The organism is Aeromonas sp. 19NY04SH05-1 (genome assembly GCF_040581895.1).
Classification (GTDB): Bacteria; Pseudomonadota; Gammaproteobacteria; order Enterobacterales; family Aeromonadaceae; genus Aeromonas; species Aeromonas enteropelogenes.
This window is the reverse complement of sequence record NZ_CP095328.1, coordinates 3,678,448-3,693,911: the sequence shown is the minus strand read 5'-3', so window position 1 is coordinate 3,693,911 and position 15,464 is coordinate 3,678,448. Positions and strand designations below refer to the sequence as shown.

At 60.2% G+C, this 15,464-nt stretch carries 15 protein-coding genes; 12 read left to right on the top strand and 3 right to left on the bottom strand.

Features of this window, described 5'->3' with window-relative positions:
• Positions 1 to 98: 98 nt before the first annotated feature.
• From nrdR to MRK42_RS16880, 12 genes are all read left to right on the top strand, one after another.
• The gene (nrdR, locus tag MRK42_RS16935; protein WP_005298086.1) at positions 99 to 548 is read left to right on the top strand and encodes a transcriptional regulator NrdR; all 450 of its coding nucleotides are present in this window, start codon (positions 99 to 101) and stop codon (positions 546 to 548) included.
• 57 nt (positions 549 to 605) lie between these two features.
• Positions 606 to 1,715: a bifunctional diaminohydroxyphosphoribosylaminopyrimidine deaminase/5-amino-6-(5-phosphoribosylamino)uracil reductase RibD gene (gene ribD / locus MRK42_RS16930; RefSeq protein ID WP_354688339.1), complete on the top strand. Its 1,110-nt coding sequence runs from the start codon at positions 606 to 608 to the stop codon at positions 1,713 to 1,715.
• Positions 1,716 to 1,842: 127 nt separating this feature from the next.
• Positions 1,843 to 2,496: a riboflavin synthase gene (locus tag MRK42_RS16925; RefSeq protein ID WP_354688338.1), complete on the top strand. Its 654-nt coding sequence runs from the start codon at positions 1,843 to 1,845 to the stop codon at positions 2,494 to 2,496.
• A 132-nt stretch (positions 2,497 to 2,628) separates the two neighbouring features.
• Positions 2,629 to 3,738 (top strand): bifunctional 3,4-dihydroxy-2-butanone-4-phosphate synthase/GTP cyclohydrolase II, encoded by a 1,110-nt coding sequence (gene ribBA, locus MRK42_RS16920; protein ID WP_354688337.1) that lies wholly within the window; start codon positions 2,629 to 2,631, stop codon positions 3,736 to 3,738.
• Positions 3,739 to 3,868: 130 nt separating this feature from the next.
• Entirely contained in the window at positions 3,869 to 4,339 is a 471-nt protein-coding gene (gene ribE, locus MRK42_RS16915; RefSeq protein WP_026456817.1) for a 6,7-dimethyl-8-ribityllumazine synthase, read from the top strand.
• A 14-nt stretch (positions 4,340 to 4,353) separates the two neighbouring features.
• Positions 4,354 to 4,767 carry a transcription antitermination factor NusB gene (gene nusB, locus MRK42_RS16910; protein ID WP_026456816.1) on the top strand — a complete coding sequence of 138 codons (414 nt, stop codon included), beginning with the start codon at positions 4,354 to 4,356 and terminating at the stop codon, positions 4,765 to 4,767.
• A gap of 202 nt (positions 4,768 to 4,969) precedes the next feature.
• Entirely contained in the window at positions 4,970 to 5,929 is a 960-nt protein-coding gene (thiL, locus tag MRK42_RS16905; protein ID WP_342013081.1) for a thiamine-phosphate kinase, read from the top strand.
• Positions 5,926 to 6,420, top strand: coding sequence for a phosphatidylglycerophosphatase A (locus tag MRK42_RS16900; protein WP_124239044.1), 495 nt, complete (start codon positions 5,926 to 5,928; stop codon positions 6,418 to 6,420). The genes thiL and MRK42_RS16900 overlap by 4 nt, the downstream gene beginning before the upstream one ends.
• A 486-nt stretch (positions 6,421 to 6,906) precedes the next feature.
• Positions 6,907 to 8,631 (top strand): ABC transporter ATP-binding protein, encoded by a 1,725-nt coding sequence (locus MRK42_RS16895; RefSeq protein ID WP_042073290.1) that lies wholly within the window; start codon positions 6,907 to 6,909, stop codon positions 8,629 to 8,631.
• A 59-nt stretch (positions 8,632 to 8,690) separates the two neighbouring features.
• Positions 8,691 to 10,247: an ABC transporter substrate-binding protein gene (locus MRK42_RS16890; RefSeq protein ID WP_026456636.1), complete on the top strand. Its 1,557-nt coding sequence runs from the start codon at positions 8,691 to 8,693 to the stop codon at positions 10,245 to 10,247.
• A 97-nt stretch (positions 10,248 to 10,344) separates the two neighbouring features.
• Positions 10,345 to 11,319: an ABC transporter permease gene (locus tag MRK42_RS16885; RefSeq protein ID WP_026456637.1), complete on the top strand. Its 975-nt coding sequence runs from the start codon at positions 10,345 to 10,347 to the stop codon at positions 11,317 to 11,319.
• Between the two features lie 4 nt (positions 11,320 to 11,323).
• A complete protein-coding gene (locus MRK42_RS16880; protein ID WP_042028115.1) occupies positions 11,324 to 12,265 on the top strand; it encodes an ABC transporter permease in 942 nt (313 codons plus the stop codon).
• A 111-nt stretch (positions 12,266 to 12,376) separates the two neighbouring features.
• Here the strand turns inward: MRK42_RS16880 and dxs are convergent, their stop codons facing one another.
• The 3 genes from dxs to xseB are packed head-to-tail and all read right to left on the bottom strand — an operon-like array spanning position 12,377 to position 15,409.
• Positions 12,377 to 14,245, bottom strand: coding sequence for a 1-deoxy-D-xylulose-5-phosphate synthase (dxs, locus tag MRK42_RS16875; RefSeq protein WP_338611127.1), 1,869 nt, complete (start codon positions 14,243 to 14,245; stop codon positions 12,377 to 12,379).
• Positions 14,246 to 14,266: 21 nt separating this feature from the next.
• Entirely contained in the window at positions 14,267 to 15,157 is an 891-nt protein-coding gene (gene ispA, locus MRK42_RS16870) for a (2E,6E)-farnesyl diphosphate synthase (protein ID WP_042028112.1), read from the bottom strand.
• On the bottom strand, positions 15,158 to 15,409 hold the full coding sequence (xseB, locus tag MRK42_RS16865) for an exodeoxyribonuclease VII small subunit (RefSeq protein ID WP_338611126.1): 252 nt from the start codon (positions 15,407 to 15,409) through the stop codon (positions 15,158 to 15,160).
• Positions 15,410 to 15,464: the final 55 nt, after the last annotated feature.

The following is a 15,464-nucleotide window of genomic DNA, read 5'->3' as shown; positions in this document are numbered from 1 at the left end:
CTGGGCTTTTACCGGTTTTGGATGGCCGTGTTACACTGAGCGGCCTAGTGCCTGGCCCCGTGGGGCAGGAGCCCGTTTCTGTTAACGCCGGAGGTCCGATGCATTGCCCTTTCTGTAGTGCCGTTGATACCAAGGTGATCGATTCCCGCCTGGTGGCCGAAGGCCATCAGGTGCGCCGCCGTCGTGAGTGCCTGCTCTGCCATGAACGCTTCACCACCTTCGAGATGGCCGAGCTGGTGATGCCACGGGTCATCAAGAGCAACGGCTCGCGCGAGCCGTTCAACGAGGACAAGCTGCGTGCCGGCATTCTGCGGGCGCTGGAGAAGCGCCCGGTGAGCATGGAGGCCATCGAAAAGGCGGTCAACCATATCAAGTCCCGCCTGCGCGCCACTGGCGAGCGTGAAGTCGCCTCCGAGCTGGTGGGCAACCTGGTGATGGACGAACTCAAGGGGCTCGACAAGGTGGCCTATATCCGTTTCGCCTCCGTCTATCGCAGCTTTGAAGATATTCGCGAGTTTGGCGAAGAGATTGCCAAGCTGGAGAAGTAAGCCTGCGTCAGGCTTTGTATGAATGACCCTCTTTTCTCGCCTGTAACGGGAGCCCAGATGTTTAGTCAAGACGATTACCGATGGATGAGTCGGGCCCTCGAACTGGCCCGTCGTGGCCGCTACACCACGGCGCCCAACCCCTGTGTCGGCGCCGTGCTGGTGAAGGCCGGCGAAGTGGTGGGGGAGGGCTGGCACCAGCGTGCCGGTGAACCCCATGCCGAGGTCTATGCCCTGCATGCCGCGGGTGAAAAGGCACGCGGCGCCACCGCCTACGTGACTCTGGAACCCTGTTCCCACCATGGTCGTACCCCGCCCTGCGCCGAGGCGCTGATCAAGGCCGGCGTGAGCCGGGTGGTGGCCGCCATGGTGGATCCCAACCCCCAGGTGGCCGGGCGCGGCCTGCGGATGCTCTCCGAGGCGGGGATCAAGGCTGATTTCGGCCTGTTGGCTGCCGAGGCCGAGGCGCTCAACCTGGGCTTTTTCAAGCGGATGCGCACCGCGTTTCCGCTGGTGACGGTCAAGCTTGGCGCCAGTCTCGATGGTCGCACCGCCATGGCGAGCGGCGAGAGCCAGTGGATCACCTCCCCCGATGCGCGCCGCGACGTGCAGCGGCTGCGGGCCCGCCACGATGCGGTGCTCTCCAGCGCCGAAACCGTGCTGGCTGACGGCGCCTCCCTGACAGTGCGCTGGGATGAGCTGCCCTCCTCGGTCAAGGCCGCCTATCCCAAGGAGACCCTGCGTCAGCCGCTGCGGGTCATCGTCGATTCGCAAAACCGCCTGACCCCCGACCTGCCCCTGTTCCAGAGCGAGAGTCCTGTGCTGCTGGCCCGCCACCAGGCCGGCGGAGAGTGGCCTGCGTGGGTGCAACAACTGGAGCTGCCGCTGCATGAGGGAAGGCTGGACCTTGTCAGCCTCTTCATGCAGTTGGCCAAGCAGAACGTCAATTCGGTACTGGTGGAAGCGGGGCCGCGGTTGTGTGGCGCCCTGCTGGACAAGGGGCTGGTGGATGAGCTGGTGCTCTATCAGGCACCGAAACTGATGGGTGATGAGGGGCGCGGCCTGTTCCACCTGCCCGGGCTCACTCGTCTGTTCCAGGCGCCCAAGCTCAATATCAAGGATGTACGGCTGGTGGGGCAGGATATTCGCATCACGGCCAGGATTGCCTGACGAGCCGACAGCTTCCACGGTTGGTGGTGTGAGGGAGCGCAAGCCATTCGCACCATGGCCAAAAATAACCTGAACTTTTCATTTTCAGCGGGGCCGGGCCGGCCTCGTCATCAGCAAGGTGATCTGCATGTTTACCGGAATTATCGAAGCGGTGGGAACCTTGGCCAGCCTGCGCCGCCAGGGCGAAGACATGGCCCTCACCGTACACGCGCCGACCCTGGATTTTGGCGACGTGAAACTGGGTGACTCCATCGCGACCAACGGCGTTTGCCTCACTGTGGTAGCGCTGGGTGACAAGAGCTATACCGCCGACGTATCGCTGGAGACCCTGTCCCGCACCGGCTTTGCCGAGGCGAAGGTGGGCGATAGAGTCAACCTCGAGAAGGCCTTGATGCCCACCTCCCGCCTCGGCGGTCATCTGGTCTCCGGCCATGTAGATGGGGTAGGGGAAGTAAAAAGCGTCGCCAGCAGCGGTCGCGCTATCGAATACTGGATCGCAGCGCCGGCGGAACTCTCCCGCTATATCGCCGAGAAGGGATCCATCGCGGTGGATGGCATCAGCCTCACGGTCAACGCGGTGCAGGGGAATCTGTTTCGCCTGACCATAGTGCCCCACACCGCTCAGGAGACCACCATAGCCCAGTGGAAACCGGGCCGGCGGGTTAACCTCGAGGTGGATCAGATTGCCCGCTATCTGGAGCGGCTGATGATGGGCAAGAGCCAGGAGAGCACGGCCTCTAACCTGACGCTGGAGAAGCTGGCCAAGGCTGGTTTTCTCTGAGGCGAAGCAAAACGCCGTTCTGTGATCCCGCTCCGATTGAAATGGGCCAGGGAGCCCCAATCTAGAGCCACATAAACCCAGGTCGAGTTGAGCCCGCAGGCTCAATCCCCACGCACATTGATGGAGTAGCCCATGGCGCTGAGCACAACCCAGGAAATCATTGCCGATATCAAGGCGGGCAAGATGGTGATCCTGATGGACGACGAAGACAGGGAGAACGAAGGGGACCTCATCATGGCCGCCTCCTGTGTCCGCCCGGAAGACATCAACTTCATGGCCCGCTACGGCCGTGGCCTCATTTGCCTGACCCTGACCCGGGATCGTTGCAAGCAGCTGGCGCTGCCGCTGATGGTCGATCGCAACAATGCCCAGTTCTCCACCGCCTTCACCGTGACCATCGAAGCGGCCGAAGGGGTGACTACCGGCATCTCCGCCGCCGATCGCGCCGTGACCGTGCAGGCTGCCGTGGCGCCGGACGCCAAGGCCTCCGATCTGGTGCAGCCGGGCCACATCTTCCCGCTGATGGCGCAGGATGGCGGCGTGCTGACCCGCGCCGGCCACACCGAGGCGGGTTGTGACCTGGCTCGTCTGGCCGGTTACGAGGCGGCCTCCGTCATCGTCGAGATCCTCAACGAGGATGGCACCATGGCGCGCCGCCCGGACCTCGAGATCTTCGCCGAGCAGCACGGCATCAAGTTTGGCACCATTGCGGATCTTATCGAGTACCGCAATCAGCACGAGACCACGGTCGAGAAGGTGGCCGAGTGCAAGCTGCCCACCGAATATGGCGAGTTCGATCTCCTCACCTTCCGCGACACCATCGACAACCAGGTTCACTTTGCCCTGAAGAAAGGCGAGGTGCAGGCGGATCAGCCGACCCTGGTGCGGGTCCATCTGCACGACGTGCTGAGCGATCTGTTGCTGACCGACCGTCACGCGGCGCGCAGCTGGCCGCTGCCCAAATCCATGGCCCGTATCGCCGACGAGGGCGGGGTGCTGGTGATCCTGGGAGCGGAAGCCCATGGCGCCGAACTGCTGGCCCGGGTCAAGGGGTTCGAGGCCGCCGACAAGGGGCTGGCACCGGAAGGGGCCAAGTGGCAAGGCACCTCGCGCCGTGTCGGCGTCGGCTCCCAGATCCTCAAGGCGCTGGGGGTGGGCAAGATGCGCCTGCTGAGTTCACCGAAGAAGTACCATGCCCTCGGCGGTTTTGGCCTGGAAGTGGTGGAGTACGTCGGCGAATAAGCGCCTCGTTTCGCTTAAATCACTATCATGGCCGCCTGTTGCGGCCATGGTTTTTGTCGTGGGTCTGTTGTGCTAGAATGTGCGCACTTTTGACTCCGGCCCTTTTGATTGCACAGATACAGGATTTCCAATGAAGGTTATCGAAGGAAATATTGCCGCTCCAGCAGCGCGCGTTGCGATTGTCGTTGCCCGCTTCAACAGCTTCATCAACGACAGCCTGGTGAGTGGCGCAGTGGACGTACTGAAGCGTCAAGGCCAGGTACAGGACAGCAACCTGACCCTGGTGAAAGTGCCGGGTGCGGTTGAAATGCCACTGGTCATCAAGAAACTGGCCAAGAGTGGTCAATACGACGCCATCGTGGCGGTCGGCACCGTCATCCGTGGCGGCACCTACCACTTCGATCTGGTCGCCAACGAGAACAGCAAGGGCATGGCCCAGGTAATGATGGAATATGAAATTCCGGTTGCCTTCGGCGTACTGACCACTGAAAACATTGAACAAGCCATCGAGCGTGCAGGTACCAAGGCGGGTAACAAGGGTGCAGAGGCTGCACTGGCAGCGCTCGAAATGATCAACGTCCTGAAAGAACTGGACGTGTAACGAGGAGAAATGCATTGAAACCGTCCGAGCGCCGTAAAGCCCGCCATTGCGCCACCCAGGCCATCTACCAGTGGCAGATGACCAAGGCCAATGTGGGTGACATCGAAGAACAGTTCAAGATCGATCAGGACACCAAGGGTGTGGACCTGAACTACTTCCGCGATCTGCTGTTCGGGGTATCGCTCCACTGCAACGAGCTGGACAAGGTGTTTGCACCTTTCCTCTCCCGTCCGCTGGAAGAAGTGGACATGGTGGACAAGGCGATCCTGCGTCTGGCGACCTATGAGCTGACCCGTCGTGATGATGTACCGCCGCGCGTGGTGATCAACGAAGCGATCGAGCTGGCCAAAGCCTTTGCTGCCGATGACAGCCACAAGTTTGTCAACGGTGTACTGGACAAGGTGATCAAGTCGCTGAACAAGCGCTGATCCTGACGTTCATCAGCATTCAATGCTGATAGATGCTCTGTTGCGAGAAGTCGTCAGCAAGGTGAAGAGCAGCGCAGGGGCCGGAATGTATAGAAATACATGAGGAGCCCGGGCAGCAGATGAGCCTTGATCACGATTTCGCAGCATAGAGCAGCAACAGCATCTAATAGAGGAGCCAGCTTAACTGCTGGCTTTTTACTGTATGGGTGAATTTGAGCTGATTGATAAGTACTTCAAGGTTCCCCACGCCCGCAAGGACGTGGTGATGGGCCCCGGAGACGACTGCGCCCTGCTGACCCTGCCTCCCGATACCCAACTGGCGGTGAGCACGGATACCCTGGTGAGCGGCGTGCACTTCTTTCCTGACATGGATCCGGTGGATCTCGGATACAAGGCGCTGGCGGTCAACCTGTCCGATCTCGCCGCCATGGGGGCCGAGCCGCGCTGGGTCTCTCTGGCCCTGACCCTGCCCGCCATCAACGAGTCCTGGGTGGCCGGCTTTGCCGAAGGTTTCCTCGAGCTTGCCGAGTACTACAACGTGGCCCTGGTCGGGGGCGACATGACCCGTGGCCCCCTCTCCATCACCATCTCGGTGCAAGGCTCAGTGCCGGCCGGACGTGCCCTGATGCGCAGTGGCGCCCGGGCTGGCGATGGCATCTATGTCACCGGGACCCTGGGGGACGCCGCCCTGGCGCTCTCCCACCTGCTCGGCAAGCGTACTCTCAACGAGAACCAGCTGGCAGCCGTGCTGCCGAGGCTCGATCACCCCCATCCCCGCATCCTGGCCGGTCAGGCCCTGCGCGGGCTGGCGGGCAGTGCGCTGGATCTCTCCGACGGGCTGGCCTCGGATCTTGGCCACATTCTCAAGGCGTCCGGCGTGCGGGCCCAGATCGATCTGGATCTGCTGCCCCTCTCGCCGGTGCTGCAGGATGCGGTGAGCGAGCAGGAGGCGTGGCAACTGGCCCTGGCCGGTGGCGACGACTACGAGCTCTGCTTCACCGTGCCGGAAGAACACCGCGGTGCCCTGGATACGGCGCTGGCTCACAGTGGCGTCAAGTTTACCCGCATTGGTCGCATCGTGGCCGGTGATCCCGGGATCGACTATCTGCGCGGCGAGCAGCCGGTCGAGCTGACGCTGAAAGGGTGGGATCACTTCGCATGAGTTTGTTCAGAATAAAGCCCGAACTGAAACGGCTGAACCTGAAGAACCCGCTCCATTTTTTGGCGGTGGGCTTTGGCTCCGGTCTCTCCCCCAAGGCGCCGGGCACCATGGGAACCCTGGCCGCAATCCCGCTCTACCTGCTGGTGAGTGGTCTGGCTACCCCCTGGTTTATCGCCCTGTTGCTGGTGGGCTTTGTGGCGGGAATTCGCATCTGCCAGAGCGCCACCGATGCCATCGGCATGCCGGATCATGGCGCCATCGTTTGGGACGAGGTAATAGGCTTTGGTGTCACCATGATAGCGGCGCCGGCTGGTTGGGAATGGGTTGTGGCCGGCTTCGTGCTGTTCCGCCTGTTCGACGTGCTCAAACCCTGGCCCATCTCCTGGTTTGACCGTCGCATCCACGGCGGGCTTGGCATCATGCTCGACGATCTCATCGCCGGATTGTTCGCCCTGTTTTGTATGCAATTGCTGGCCTTCTGGCTCGGCTGAGCAACCCCTTCAGGGGAGGACGGCTCTGCTCCTCCCCGATTTATATCTGCTTAATTTTCATTCGTCGGCATATGCTGCCAGTAAAAATCCATTTCACATAAATATTCACTACTCAATCGAAGCTCGCTACTAATAATGCAATAGTGCTTATTGCCATCTGTTGCGCCATTGTTGAAATTAAAGTATTGATACAGTGTAATTGATGGGTTTATAGGCTGTATTTGTGATGAAAATCATAACTTTCATCTACTGTGTTGCTGGTTATCTGAGCAAAGTATTGCGAAATTGTATAACTCAATCATTTACACCCGTTGGCAAACCGTCTAAGTTACTCGCGGGTTATTCCAAAAAAATGCAAAAAACCCGCCCGGATCGCTGGTTTCACTGCCTCATGGATTGAGCAACTATTGCCCAAGGTAACAACCGGCATCTGCGGCTGATTTACGGACGAATTATTTGGGACGGATGTCCCCCGCAGAGGTAAACATGTCCTTGCTCGAAGTAAAGAACTTGCGGATCGAGTATCCCTCCCGCTATGGGGTGCTGGCCGCAGTCAAAGATCTCTCTTTCTCCATCGAAAAAGGGGAAATCGTCGGCGTCGTGGGTGAGTCAGGTGCCGGCAAGTCCACCATCGGCAATGCCGTCATCGATCTGTTGAGTCCTCCCGGTCGCATCGCCCGCGGCGATATCTATCTCAACGGTGAGCTTATCTCCGGCAAGAGCCAGAACGAGATGCGGGCCATTCGCGGCTCGCGCATCGGGTTCATCTTCCAGGATCCCATGACTTCCCTCAACCCGCTGTTCACCGTCGAACATCAGCTGGTTGAAACCATCCTCGCCAATACCGATTTGACCCGCCAGCAGGCCTTTGACAAGGCACTCGAGCTGATGGGAGCGGTGGGGATTCCGAATCCGGATCTGCGCATCAAGCAGTATCCGCACCAGTTCTCCGGCGGCATGCGCCAGCGGGTGGTCATCGCCATCGCCCTGTCGTGCGATCCCGAGCTCATCATCGCCGACGAGCCGACCACGGCGCTGGACGTTTCCATCCAGGATCAGATCCTCCAGCTCATCCGCACCCTGTGCAAGGAGCGTCAGGTGGGCTGCATGCTGGTGACCCACGACATGGGGGTTGTCTCCAATGTCACTGACAAGGTGGCTGTGATGTATCGCGGCGATCTGGTGGAATTCGGCACCACCGAGCAGGTGCTGGGGGCTCCCAACCATCCCTACACCCGCAGTCTTATCTCGGCGGTACCGCGCTCCGACGTCAAGCTGGTGCGCTTCCCGCTGGTCTCCTATATCGAGGATGCCGGTGCTCCGGATACCTGCATCGATCTCAAGACCCACTGGCTCGGCCAGAGCCAGGATGAGCGCTCATACGAAGGAGCCCTGCTGCGGGTGGAGAACGTCGATCTCAAGTTCGTCACCAAGGACTCCATCTTCCCGAGCCGCCGTCAGTATGTGCGGGCCTGCAACAACATCAGCTTCGAGATCTTCGAAGGGGAGACCTTCGGTCTGGTGGGAGAGTCGGGTTCCGGCAAATCCACCATCGCCCGTGCCATCACCGGCCTCTATCCGCCCGATACCGGCAAGATCGTGTTCGAGGGGATCGATCTGACTGCGCTCAAGAGCGAGAGCGAGCGTCGCCCATTGCGTCGCCAGATGCAGATGGTGTTTCAGAATCCCTATTCGTCGATGAATCCGCGCATGAAGGTGCGTGACATCATCGCCGAGCCGATCCGCTTCCACAAACTGGCGGACAGCGAGAGCCAGATCGAGGGGATCGTCGGCGATCTGCTGGATCACGTGGGGCTCGGCCGCGGTGCCGGGGTCAAGTATCCCCACGAGTTCTCCGGCGGTCAGCGCCAGCGCATCTCCATCGCCCGTGCCCTGGCGACCCGTCCGCGCTTCCTCATCTGCGACGAGCCCACCTCGGCGCTGGATGTCTCGGTGCAGGCCCAGATCCTCAACCTGCTCAAGGATCTGCAGAAGGAACTCGGCCTCACCATGCTGTTCATCAGCCACGATCTGCCGGTCATCCGCCAGATGTGCGATCGCATCGGGGTGATGCAGCACGGCAACCTGGTGGAGGTGGCCGAGACCGAGAAACTGTTTACCAATGCCGAGCATGAGTACAGCCGCAAGCTGATCTCGCTGATGCCGGAGTTCAAGGGAATGTCCCGCGAGGGGCTGGAAATCGCAAGCTAGAAAAGCACCGGTTCGCCGGTTTGTCTGTCAATAAAAAAGCCAAAAGCATGGAGAAAACAATGAAGAAAGGATTGTCCAAAATTGCCATGGCGCTGTTTGCCGCCGGTTTCGCGTTCAGTGTCTCTGCCGCCGATATCAAGGTAGGCGTCGCTTCCGATGCCACCTCGCTGGATCCCCAGGAGCAGCTCTCCGGCCAGACTCTGGAAATGTCCCACCTGGTGTTCGATCCCCTGATGCGTTACACCCAGGACCTGCAGTTCGAGCCGCGCCTGGCCGAAAAATATGAGCGTATCGACGACAAGACCGTCCGCTTCCACCTGCGCAAGGGCGTCAAGTTCCACTCCGGCAATGACTTCACCGCCGATGACGTGGTGTGGACCGTCAACCGTCTGAAGGCTTCCCCTGACTTCAAGGCGATCTTCGACCCCATCGCCGAAGCCAAGAAGGTGGATGATTTCACCGTCGATCTGATCACCGCCAAGCCGTTCCCGCTGGTGCTGCAGACCGTGACCTATATCTTCCCGATGGACTCCAAGTTCTATACCGGCAAGACCGAAGCGGGCAAGGACAAGGCCGAGATCGTCAAGAACGGTGACTCCTTTGCCTCTACCAATGTCTCCGGTACCGGTCCGTTCAGCGTCAAGTTCCGCGAGCAGGGCGTGAAGCTGGAATACGTGCGCAATGCCAACTACTGGGACAAGGCTTCCAAGGGCAACGTCGAGAACCTGACCGTGGTGCCCATCAAGGAGGACGCCACCCGTGTGGCCGCCCTGCTGGGTGGTGACGTGGACATGATCTACCCGGTTGCCCCGAACGATCTGGAGCGCGTCAAGAATGGCAAGGATTCCCAGCTGGTCACCCTGTCCGGTACCCGTGCCATCATCATCGAGCTGAACCAGAACACCAACCCGGCGCTGAAAGACAAGCGCGTGCGTCAGGCGATCAACTACGCCATCAACCAGGTGGGTATTGTCGACAAGATCAACAAGGGCTTCGGTACCCCGGCCGGCCAGCTGAGCCCGAAAGGCTATGCAGGCTATAACGAGGCGCTGGTGCCCCAGTATGATCTGGCCAAGGCCAAGGAGCTGATGAAGGAAGCCGGTTACGAGAAGGGCTTCAAGATGAGCTTCATCTCCCCGGCTGCCCGTTACGTCAACGACGTCAAGATCGCCCAGGCTGTCTCCGCCATGCTGGCCAAGATCAACATCAAGGTGGATCTGAAGACCATGCCGGTGGCCCAGTACTGGCCGGAGTTTGACAAGTGCGCCGCCGACATGCAGCTGATTGGCTGGCACTCCGACACCGAAGATACCGCGAACTTCTTCGAGTTCCTGACTTTCACCAAGGATGCCAAGACCGGCATGGGCCAGTACAACTGTGGTGGCTATGCCAACGCTGAAGCGGACAAGATGGTGATGGATGCGAACACCGAGACAGATCCGGCCAAGCGTGCCGCCATTCTGCAGAAGGTGGAAGCCATGCTGATTGAAGATGCCGCCTATGTGCCGCTGCACTGGGAAGATCTGGCTTATGGCGCCAAGAAGAACGTCGACATCAAGCCGGTGGTCAACGTAATGAACTTCCCTTACCTGGGTGACCTGGTGGTCAACAAGTAAGCGCAAGTCGCAAGGAAGGACGGGGTGGCGCGGCCAAGGTCGCGCCACCCACTAACAGAAGCCTGTGCCATGACACAGGCCACGTAGAAGGACAAGCATGTTTACATTCCTGCTGAAACGGTTCTATCAGGCCGTGATAGTGATGTTCGTCATCAGCCTGGTCGCCTTCTCCATCCAGGACAACCTGGGGGATCCGCTGCGCGAGCTGGTGGGACAATCCGTCTCCGAGTCCGTGCGCCAGGAGCTGCGCGACAAGATGGGCCTCAATGATCCCTTTTTGGTCAAATACAGCCGCTTTCTGAAGAATGCGGTACACGGGGATCTGGGCACCTCCTATTTCTTCAAGCGACCGGCTCTCGAGGTGATCCTCGACAAGCTGGTGGCTACCCTTGAGCTGGTATTTGCCGCCGCGATCATCATCGTCGTGGTCTCCATTCCGCTCGGGGTCTACTCCGCGATCCGCCCGCGCAGTATTCCCACCAAGATCATCATGGCGGGAAGCAGTATCGGCATCTCGATCCCGGTCTTTTTGACCGCCATCATGCTGATGTATCTCTTCTCCATCCAGCTGGGCTGGCTGCCTGCCTATGGCCGTGGTGAGACATACAACCTGCTGGGCTGGGAGTCCGGTTTCTTCACCTGGGATGGCATCAAGCACCTGATCCTGCCGGCGGTGTCGCTCTCCTCCATCATGCTGCCGCTGTTTATCCGGTTGGTACGTTCCGAGATGCTGGAGCAACTCTCCTCCGAGTACGTCAAGTTTGCTCGCGCCAAGGGGCTGGACAACAACAAGGTCTACTACCAGCACGCCCTGAAGAACACCATGCTGCCGGTCATCACCGTCGGCGGCGTGCAGATCGGTACCATGGTGGCCTACACCATACTGACCGAGAGCGTGTTCCAGTGGCCGGGTACCGGCTTTTTGTTCCTCGAGGCCATTCACCGGGTCGATACCCCGCTCATCACCGCCTACGTCATCTTCGTCGGCCTGATCTTCGTGGTGACCAACACCCTGGTCGACCTGCTCTACGGGTTGATCAACCCGACCGTCAACTTGACCGCCAAGGGGTAAGCACATGAGCAATGCAGTAACTGCGAGCCCGAGCCGCTGGGCGCGCTTCAAGAACTCCGACATCGTCTACTACTTCCTGCGGGACAAGGTAGCCATGTTCAGCTTTGCGGTCTTCGTGGTCTTCGTGCTGGCGGCGCTGCTGGCGCCCTGGATTGCACCGCACAACGTCTATGACCAGACCAGCTTCGATCTGATGGATGCCGAACTGCCGCCCTCCTGGCTGGAAGGGGGCGAAGAGCGCTTCTGGCTCGGCACCGACAACCAGGGCCGCGACATCTGGAGCACCATCCTCTATGGCGCTCGCATCTCGCTGACCATAGGTCTGTTTGCGGTAGCGCTGCAGCTGGTGCTTGGCATCGTCATCGGCCTGCTGGCCGGTTACTTCGGTGGCCGTATCGACAACCTGCTGATGCGTTTTGCCGACGTCCAGCTGTCGTTTTCCACCATGATGGTGGCCATCATCATCTCCGCCATCTTCCAGGCGACCTTTGGCTCTGAGTTCTACTCCAAGTTCGCCATCCTGATGCTGGTGGTGATCATCGGCATTGCCGAATGGCCGCAATATGCCCGGACCGTGCGCGCCTCCGTGCTGGCGGAGAAGAAGAAGGAGTATGTGGAAGCGGCCAAGGTGATGGGCTTTCGCGCCCCGCGCATCATGTTCCGTCACATACTGCCGAACTGCCTGTCGCCCATTCTGGTGATCTCCACGGTGCAGGTGGCCAACGCCATCATGAGTGAGGCGGCACTCTCCTTCCTCGGGCTAGGCATGCCGGTGGATCAGCCGTCCCTCGGCTCCCTCATCAGTGTGGGCTTCAACTACATCTTCTCCGGCTCCTGGTGGATCACCGCCTTCCCGGGCATCTGTCTGGTGGTGCTGGTGCTGGTCATCAACCTTTTGGGTGACTGGCTGCGGGATGTGTTCAACCCCAAAATCTACAAAGGTTGACGGTGCCCTGTTCACGGAGCGGTTGCGACGATTTGTGAACAGGTTCCAGACTATGAATGACAAGAAGGGCGCCATATTGGCGCCCTTCTTTATTGCTCGCGGGGAATTTCGTCAGGCTTGCAGCCAGCGCTCAATGCTGGCCTGGATGCCAGCGTCATCCAGTCCCAGCAGGGCATAGATCTCCTGCTGGGTGCCTTGTTCCACGAAGCGATCCGGCAGGCCCAGGTTGAGCACCGGTTTGCACTGCTTGTTGCGCATCAGCAATTCGTTCACCGCCGAGCCGGCACCGCCCATGATGGCGTTGTCCTCGAGGGTGACGAAGTGATCGTGAGTTGCGGCCAGGGAGAGCACCAGCGCCTCATCCATCGGCTTGACGAAACGCATGTCCACCAGGGTGGCGTCGAGCGCCTCGGCGGCGGCCCTGGCGTGCAGCAGCAGGGTACCAAATGCCAGGATGGCGGTGCCCTTGCCTTCCCGCAACACGCGCCCCTTGCCAAGCTCGAGTGCCTTCATCTCTTGCGAGACGGGGGCATTGCTCAGACTGCTGCCTCGGGGATAACGCACTGCCGCCGGCCCCTGATGCAGGTAACCTGTGTAGAGCATCTGGCGGCATTCGTTCTCGTCGGACGGAGTCATGATCACCATGTTGGGCACGGTGCGCAGGAAACTGATGTCAAACGCCCCCTGATGGGTCGGGCCATCGGCCCCCACCAGACCGGCCCGGTCGATGGCGAACAGCACCGGAAGATCCTGCAGGGCCACGTCGTGGATCACCTGATCGTAGGCGCGCTGCAGGAAGCTTGAATAGATGGCGACCACCGGCTTCTTGTCGGCGATGGCGAGGCCGGCGGCGAAGGTGACCGCATGCTGTTCGGCGATGGCCACGTCGAAGTAGCGATCCGGGTATTGCTGGCTGAATTTCACCAGTCCGGAGCCCTCGCGCATGGCGGGGGTGATGCCGACCAGCTTCTCGTCTTTCGCCGCCATGTCGCACAGCCACTGGCCGAAGATGGCGGAGAAGGTGGGCTTGCCGCCGCCGCTCTTGGGCAGGGTGCACTCGTCGGGATTGAATTTGGGGACGGCGTGATAACCGATGGGGTCTTTCTCCGCCGGCTCGTAGCCCTTGCCCTTTTTGGTCTTGATGTGGAGCAGCTGGGGCCCCTTGAGATTGCGCATGTTGCGCAGGGTCTCGACCAGGGCGTCGATATCGTGACCGTCGATGGGGCCGATATAGTTGAAGCCGAACTCCTCAAACAGGGTGCCCGGCACCACCATCCCCTTGAGATGTTCCTCGGCCCGCTTGGCCAGCTCCTTGACCGGCGGCAGACCCGCCAGCACCTTCTTGCCGCCTTCGCGGATAGTGGTGTAGAGCTTGCCAGACATGACCCGGGCCAGGTGATTGTTCAGTGCCCCGACGTTCTCGGAGATGGACATCTCGTTGTCGTTGAGGATCACCAGCATATCCTTGTGAACGTCACCGGCGTGATTGAGTGCCTCGAACGCCATCCCGGCCGTGATGGCACCATCGCCGATCACAGCCACCACCTTGCGCCCCAATCCCTCACTCTCGGCCGCGACCGCCATGCCGAGCGCCGCACCGATGGAAGTGCTGGAGTGGCCAACGCTGAGGACGTCGTATTCGCTCTCGCCCCGCCAGGGGAAGGGGTGCAGACCATCCTTCTGGCGAATGGTGTGGATCTGATCGCGACGTCCGGTCAGGATCTTGTGGGGATAGGCCTGGTGGCCCACATCCCAGATCAGGCGATCGAACGGGGTGTTGTAGACGTAATGCAGTGCCACCGTCAGCTCGACCGTGCCCAGACCGGAGGCAAAGTGGCCGCTGGAGCGGCTCACCGAGCGCAGCAGATACTCGCGCAGCTCGTTGCACAGTGCAGGCAGCCGATCCTTGGGCAGAGAACGCAGCTCTATCGGGGTATCCGCGAGGGCCAGGTTGGGGAAATTGCTAATATCAACGCTCATATTGTTACTGTTATCCAGCGTTTAGTGGGTTCGCTCGATGATGTAATCGGCAAACGCTTCCAGAATGTCGGTATTGTAGGGTAAAGATTGCAATGCTGTTAAGGCTTTACCATGGAGTTCGCGAGCCAGTTCACGGGCATTGTCGAGTCCGAGCAGCGCAGGATAAGTGCTTTTCTCCTGCGCGAGATCGGAGCCTTGCGGCTTGCCCAGGGTGGCGGTATCGCTGGTAATGTCGAGGATGTCATCCTGCACCTGGAAAGCGAGGCCAATGGCGGCGGCGTAGGTCTGCAGCGCGGCCAGGGTCGCTTCATCCACGTCGGCCTTGCACAGGGCTCCCAGCATGACGGCGCACTCGATGAGGGCGCCGGTCTTGTGGCGATGGATCTGCTCCAGTTCGGCCAGGCTGATTTGACGTCCTTCGGCCTGAAGATCGAGGGCTTGACCCCCACACATCCCTAAATATCCCGAGGCGCGGGCGAGGGCGCTCAGCATCCGCACCCGGTTGGCCATCAGTTCGCCGGGCAGGGGGTGATCGGCCAGGATGGAGAAGGCCAGGGTCTGCAGGGCGTCACCGGCCAGAATGGCGGTGCCTTCATCGAAAGCCTTGTGCACGGTCGGTTGGCCGCGACGCAGATCGTCATTGTCCATGGCAGGCAGGTCATCGTGCAGGAGGGAGTAAGCGTGGATGCACTCGACCGCGGCGGCCGGGCCGTCCAGCAGTGCGCTTTTTACTCCCAGCATTTCGCCAACGGCGTAGACCAGGAAGGGGCGTACCCGCTTGCCACCGAGCAGCAAGCCATACTTCATGGCATCGCGCAGGCGCGGGGCCATGGCGGGCAAGGATTCAAGTTGTGCTGACAAACAGTCGTCGATACGTTGACGATGCAGACGGGAAAATTGGTCCAGCGCCACTCACTCCTCTCCTTCTTCTGGCTGGAAGGGGGCGAGTTGTTCACTGCCATCGGCCTGGCTCAGCAGGATCTGGATCTTCTGTTCGGCTTGTTCCAGCTTCTGCTGACCGGCGCGAACCAGATGAATGCCCTGTTCGAACTGCTTGAGTGCCTCTTCCAGCGGTAAGGAACCTTGTTCCAGCTGATGAACGATGGTTTCCAGCTCTTCCAGAGTGGCATCAAAACTCAGACGGTCGATTTTTTTACTGGCCATGTCCATCCTCGGGGATTGAAAAAAACGGCTTATATTAACATCGACCGCCCCCATG

Coding starts and splice junctions, on each gene's coding strand:
- nrdR (WP_005298086.1), top strand. CDS start 99: ATGCATTGCCCTTTCTGTAGTGCCGTTGATACCAAGGTGATCGATTCC.
- ribD (WP_354688339.1), top strand. CDS start 606: ATGTTTAGTCAAGACGATTACCGATGGATGAGTCGGGCCCTCGAACTG.
- MRK42_RS16925 (WP_354688338.1), top strand. CDS start 1,843: ATGTTTACCGGAATTATCGAAGCGGTGGGAACCTTGGCCAGCCTGCGC.
- ribBA (WP_354688337.1), top strand. CDS start 2,629: ATGGCGCTGAGCACAACCCAGGAAATCATTGCCGATATCAAGGCGGGC.
- ribE (WP_026456817.1), top strand. CDS start 3,869: ATGAAGGTTATCGAAGGAAATATTGCCGCTCCAGCAGCGCGCGTTGCG.
- thiL (WP_342013081.1), top strand. CDS start 4,970: ATGGGTGAATTTGAGCTGATTGATAAGTACTTCAAGGTTCCCCACGCC.
- MRK42_RS16900 (WP_124239044.1), top strand. CDS start 5,926: ATGAGTTTGTTCAGAATAAAGCCCGAACTGAAACGGCTGAACCTGAAG.
- MRK42_RS16895 (WP_042073290.1), top strand. CDS start 6,907: ATGTCCTTGCTCGAAGTAAAGAACTTGCGGATCGAGTATCCCTCCCGC.
- MRK42_RS16890 (WP_026456636.1), top strand. CDS start 8,691: ATGAAGAAAGGATTGTCCAAAATTGCCATGGCGCTGTTTGCCGCCGGT.
- MRK42_RS16885 (WP_026456637.1), top strand. CDS start 10,345: ATGTTTACATTCCTGCTGAAACGGTTCTATCAGGCCGTGATAGTGATG.
- MRK42_RS16880 (WP_042028115.1), top strand. CDS start 11,324: ATGAGCAATGCAGTAACTGCGAGCCCGAGCCGCTGGGCGCGCTTCAAG.
- dxs (WP_338611127.1), bottom strand. CDS start 14,245: ATGAGCGTTGATATTAGCAATTTCCCCAACCTGGCCCTCGCGGATACC.
- xseB (WP_338611126.1), bottom strand. CDS start 15,409: ATGGCCAGTAAAAAAATCGACCGTCTGAGTTTTGATGCCACTCTGGAA.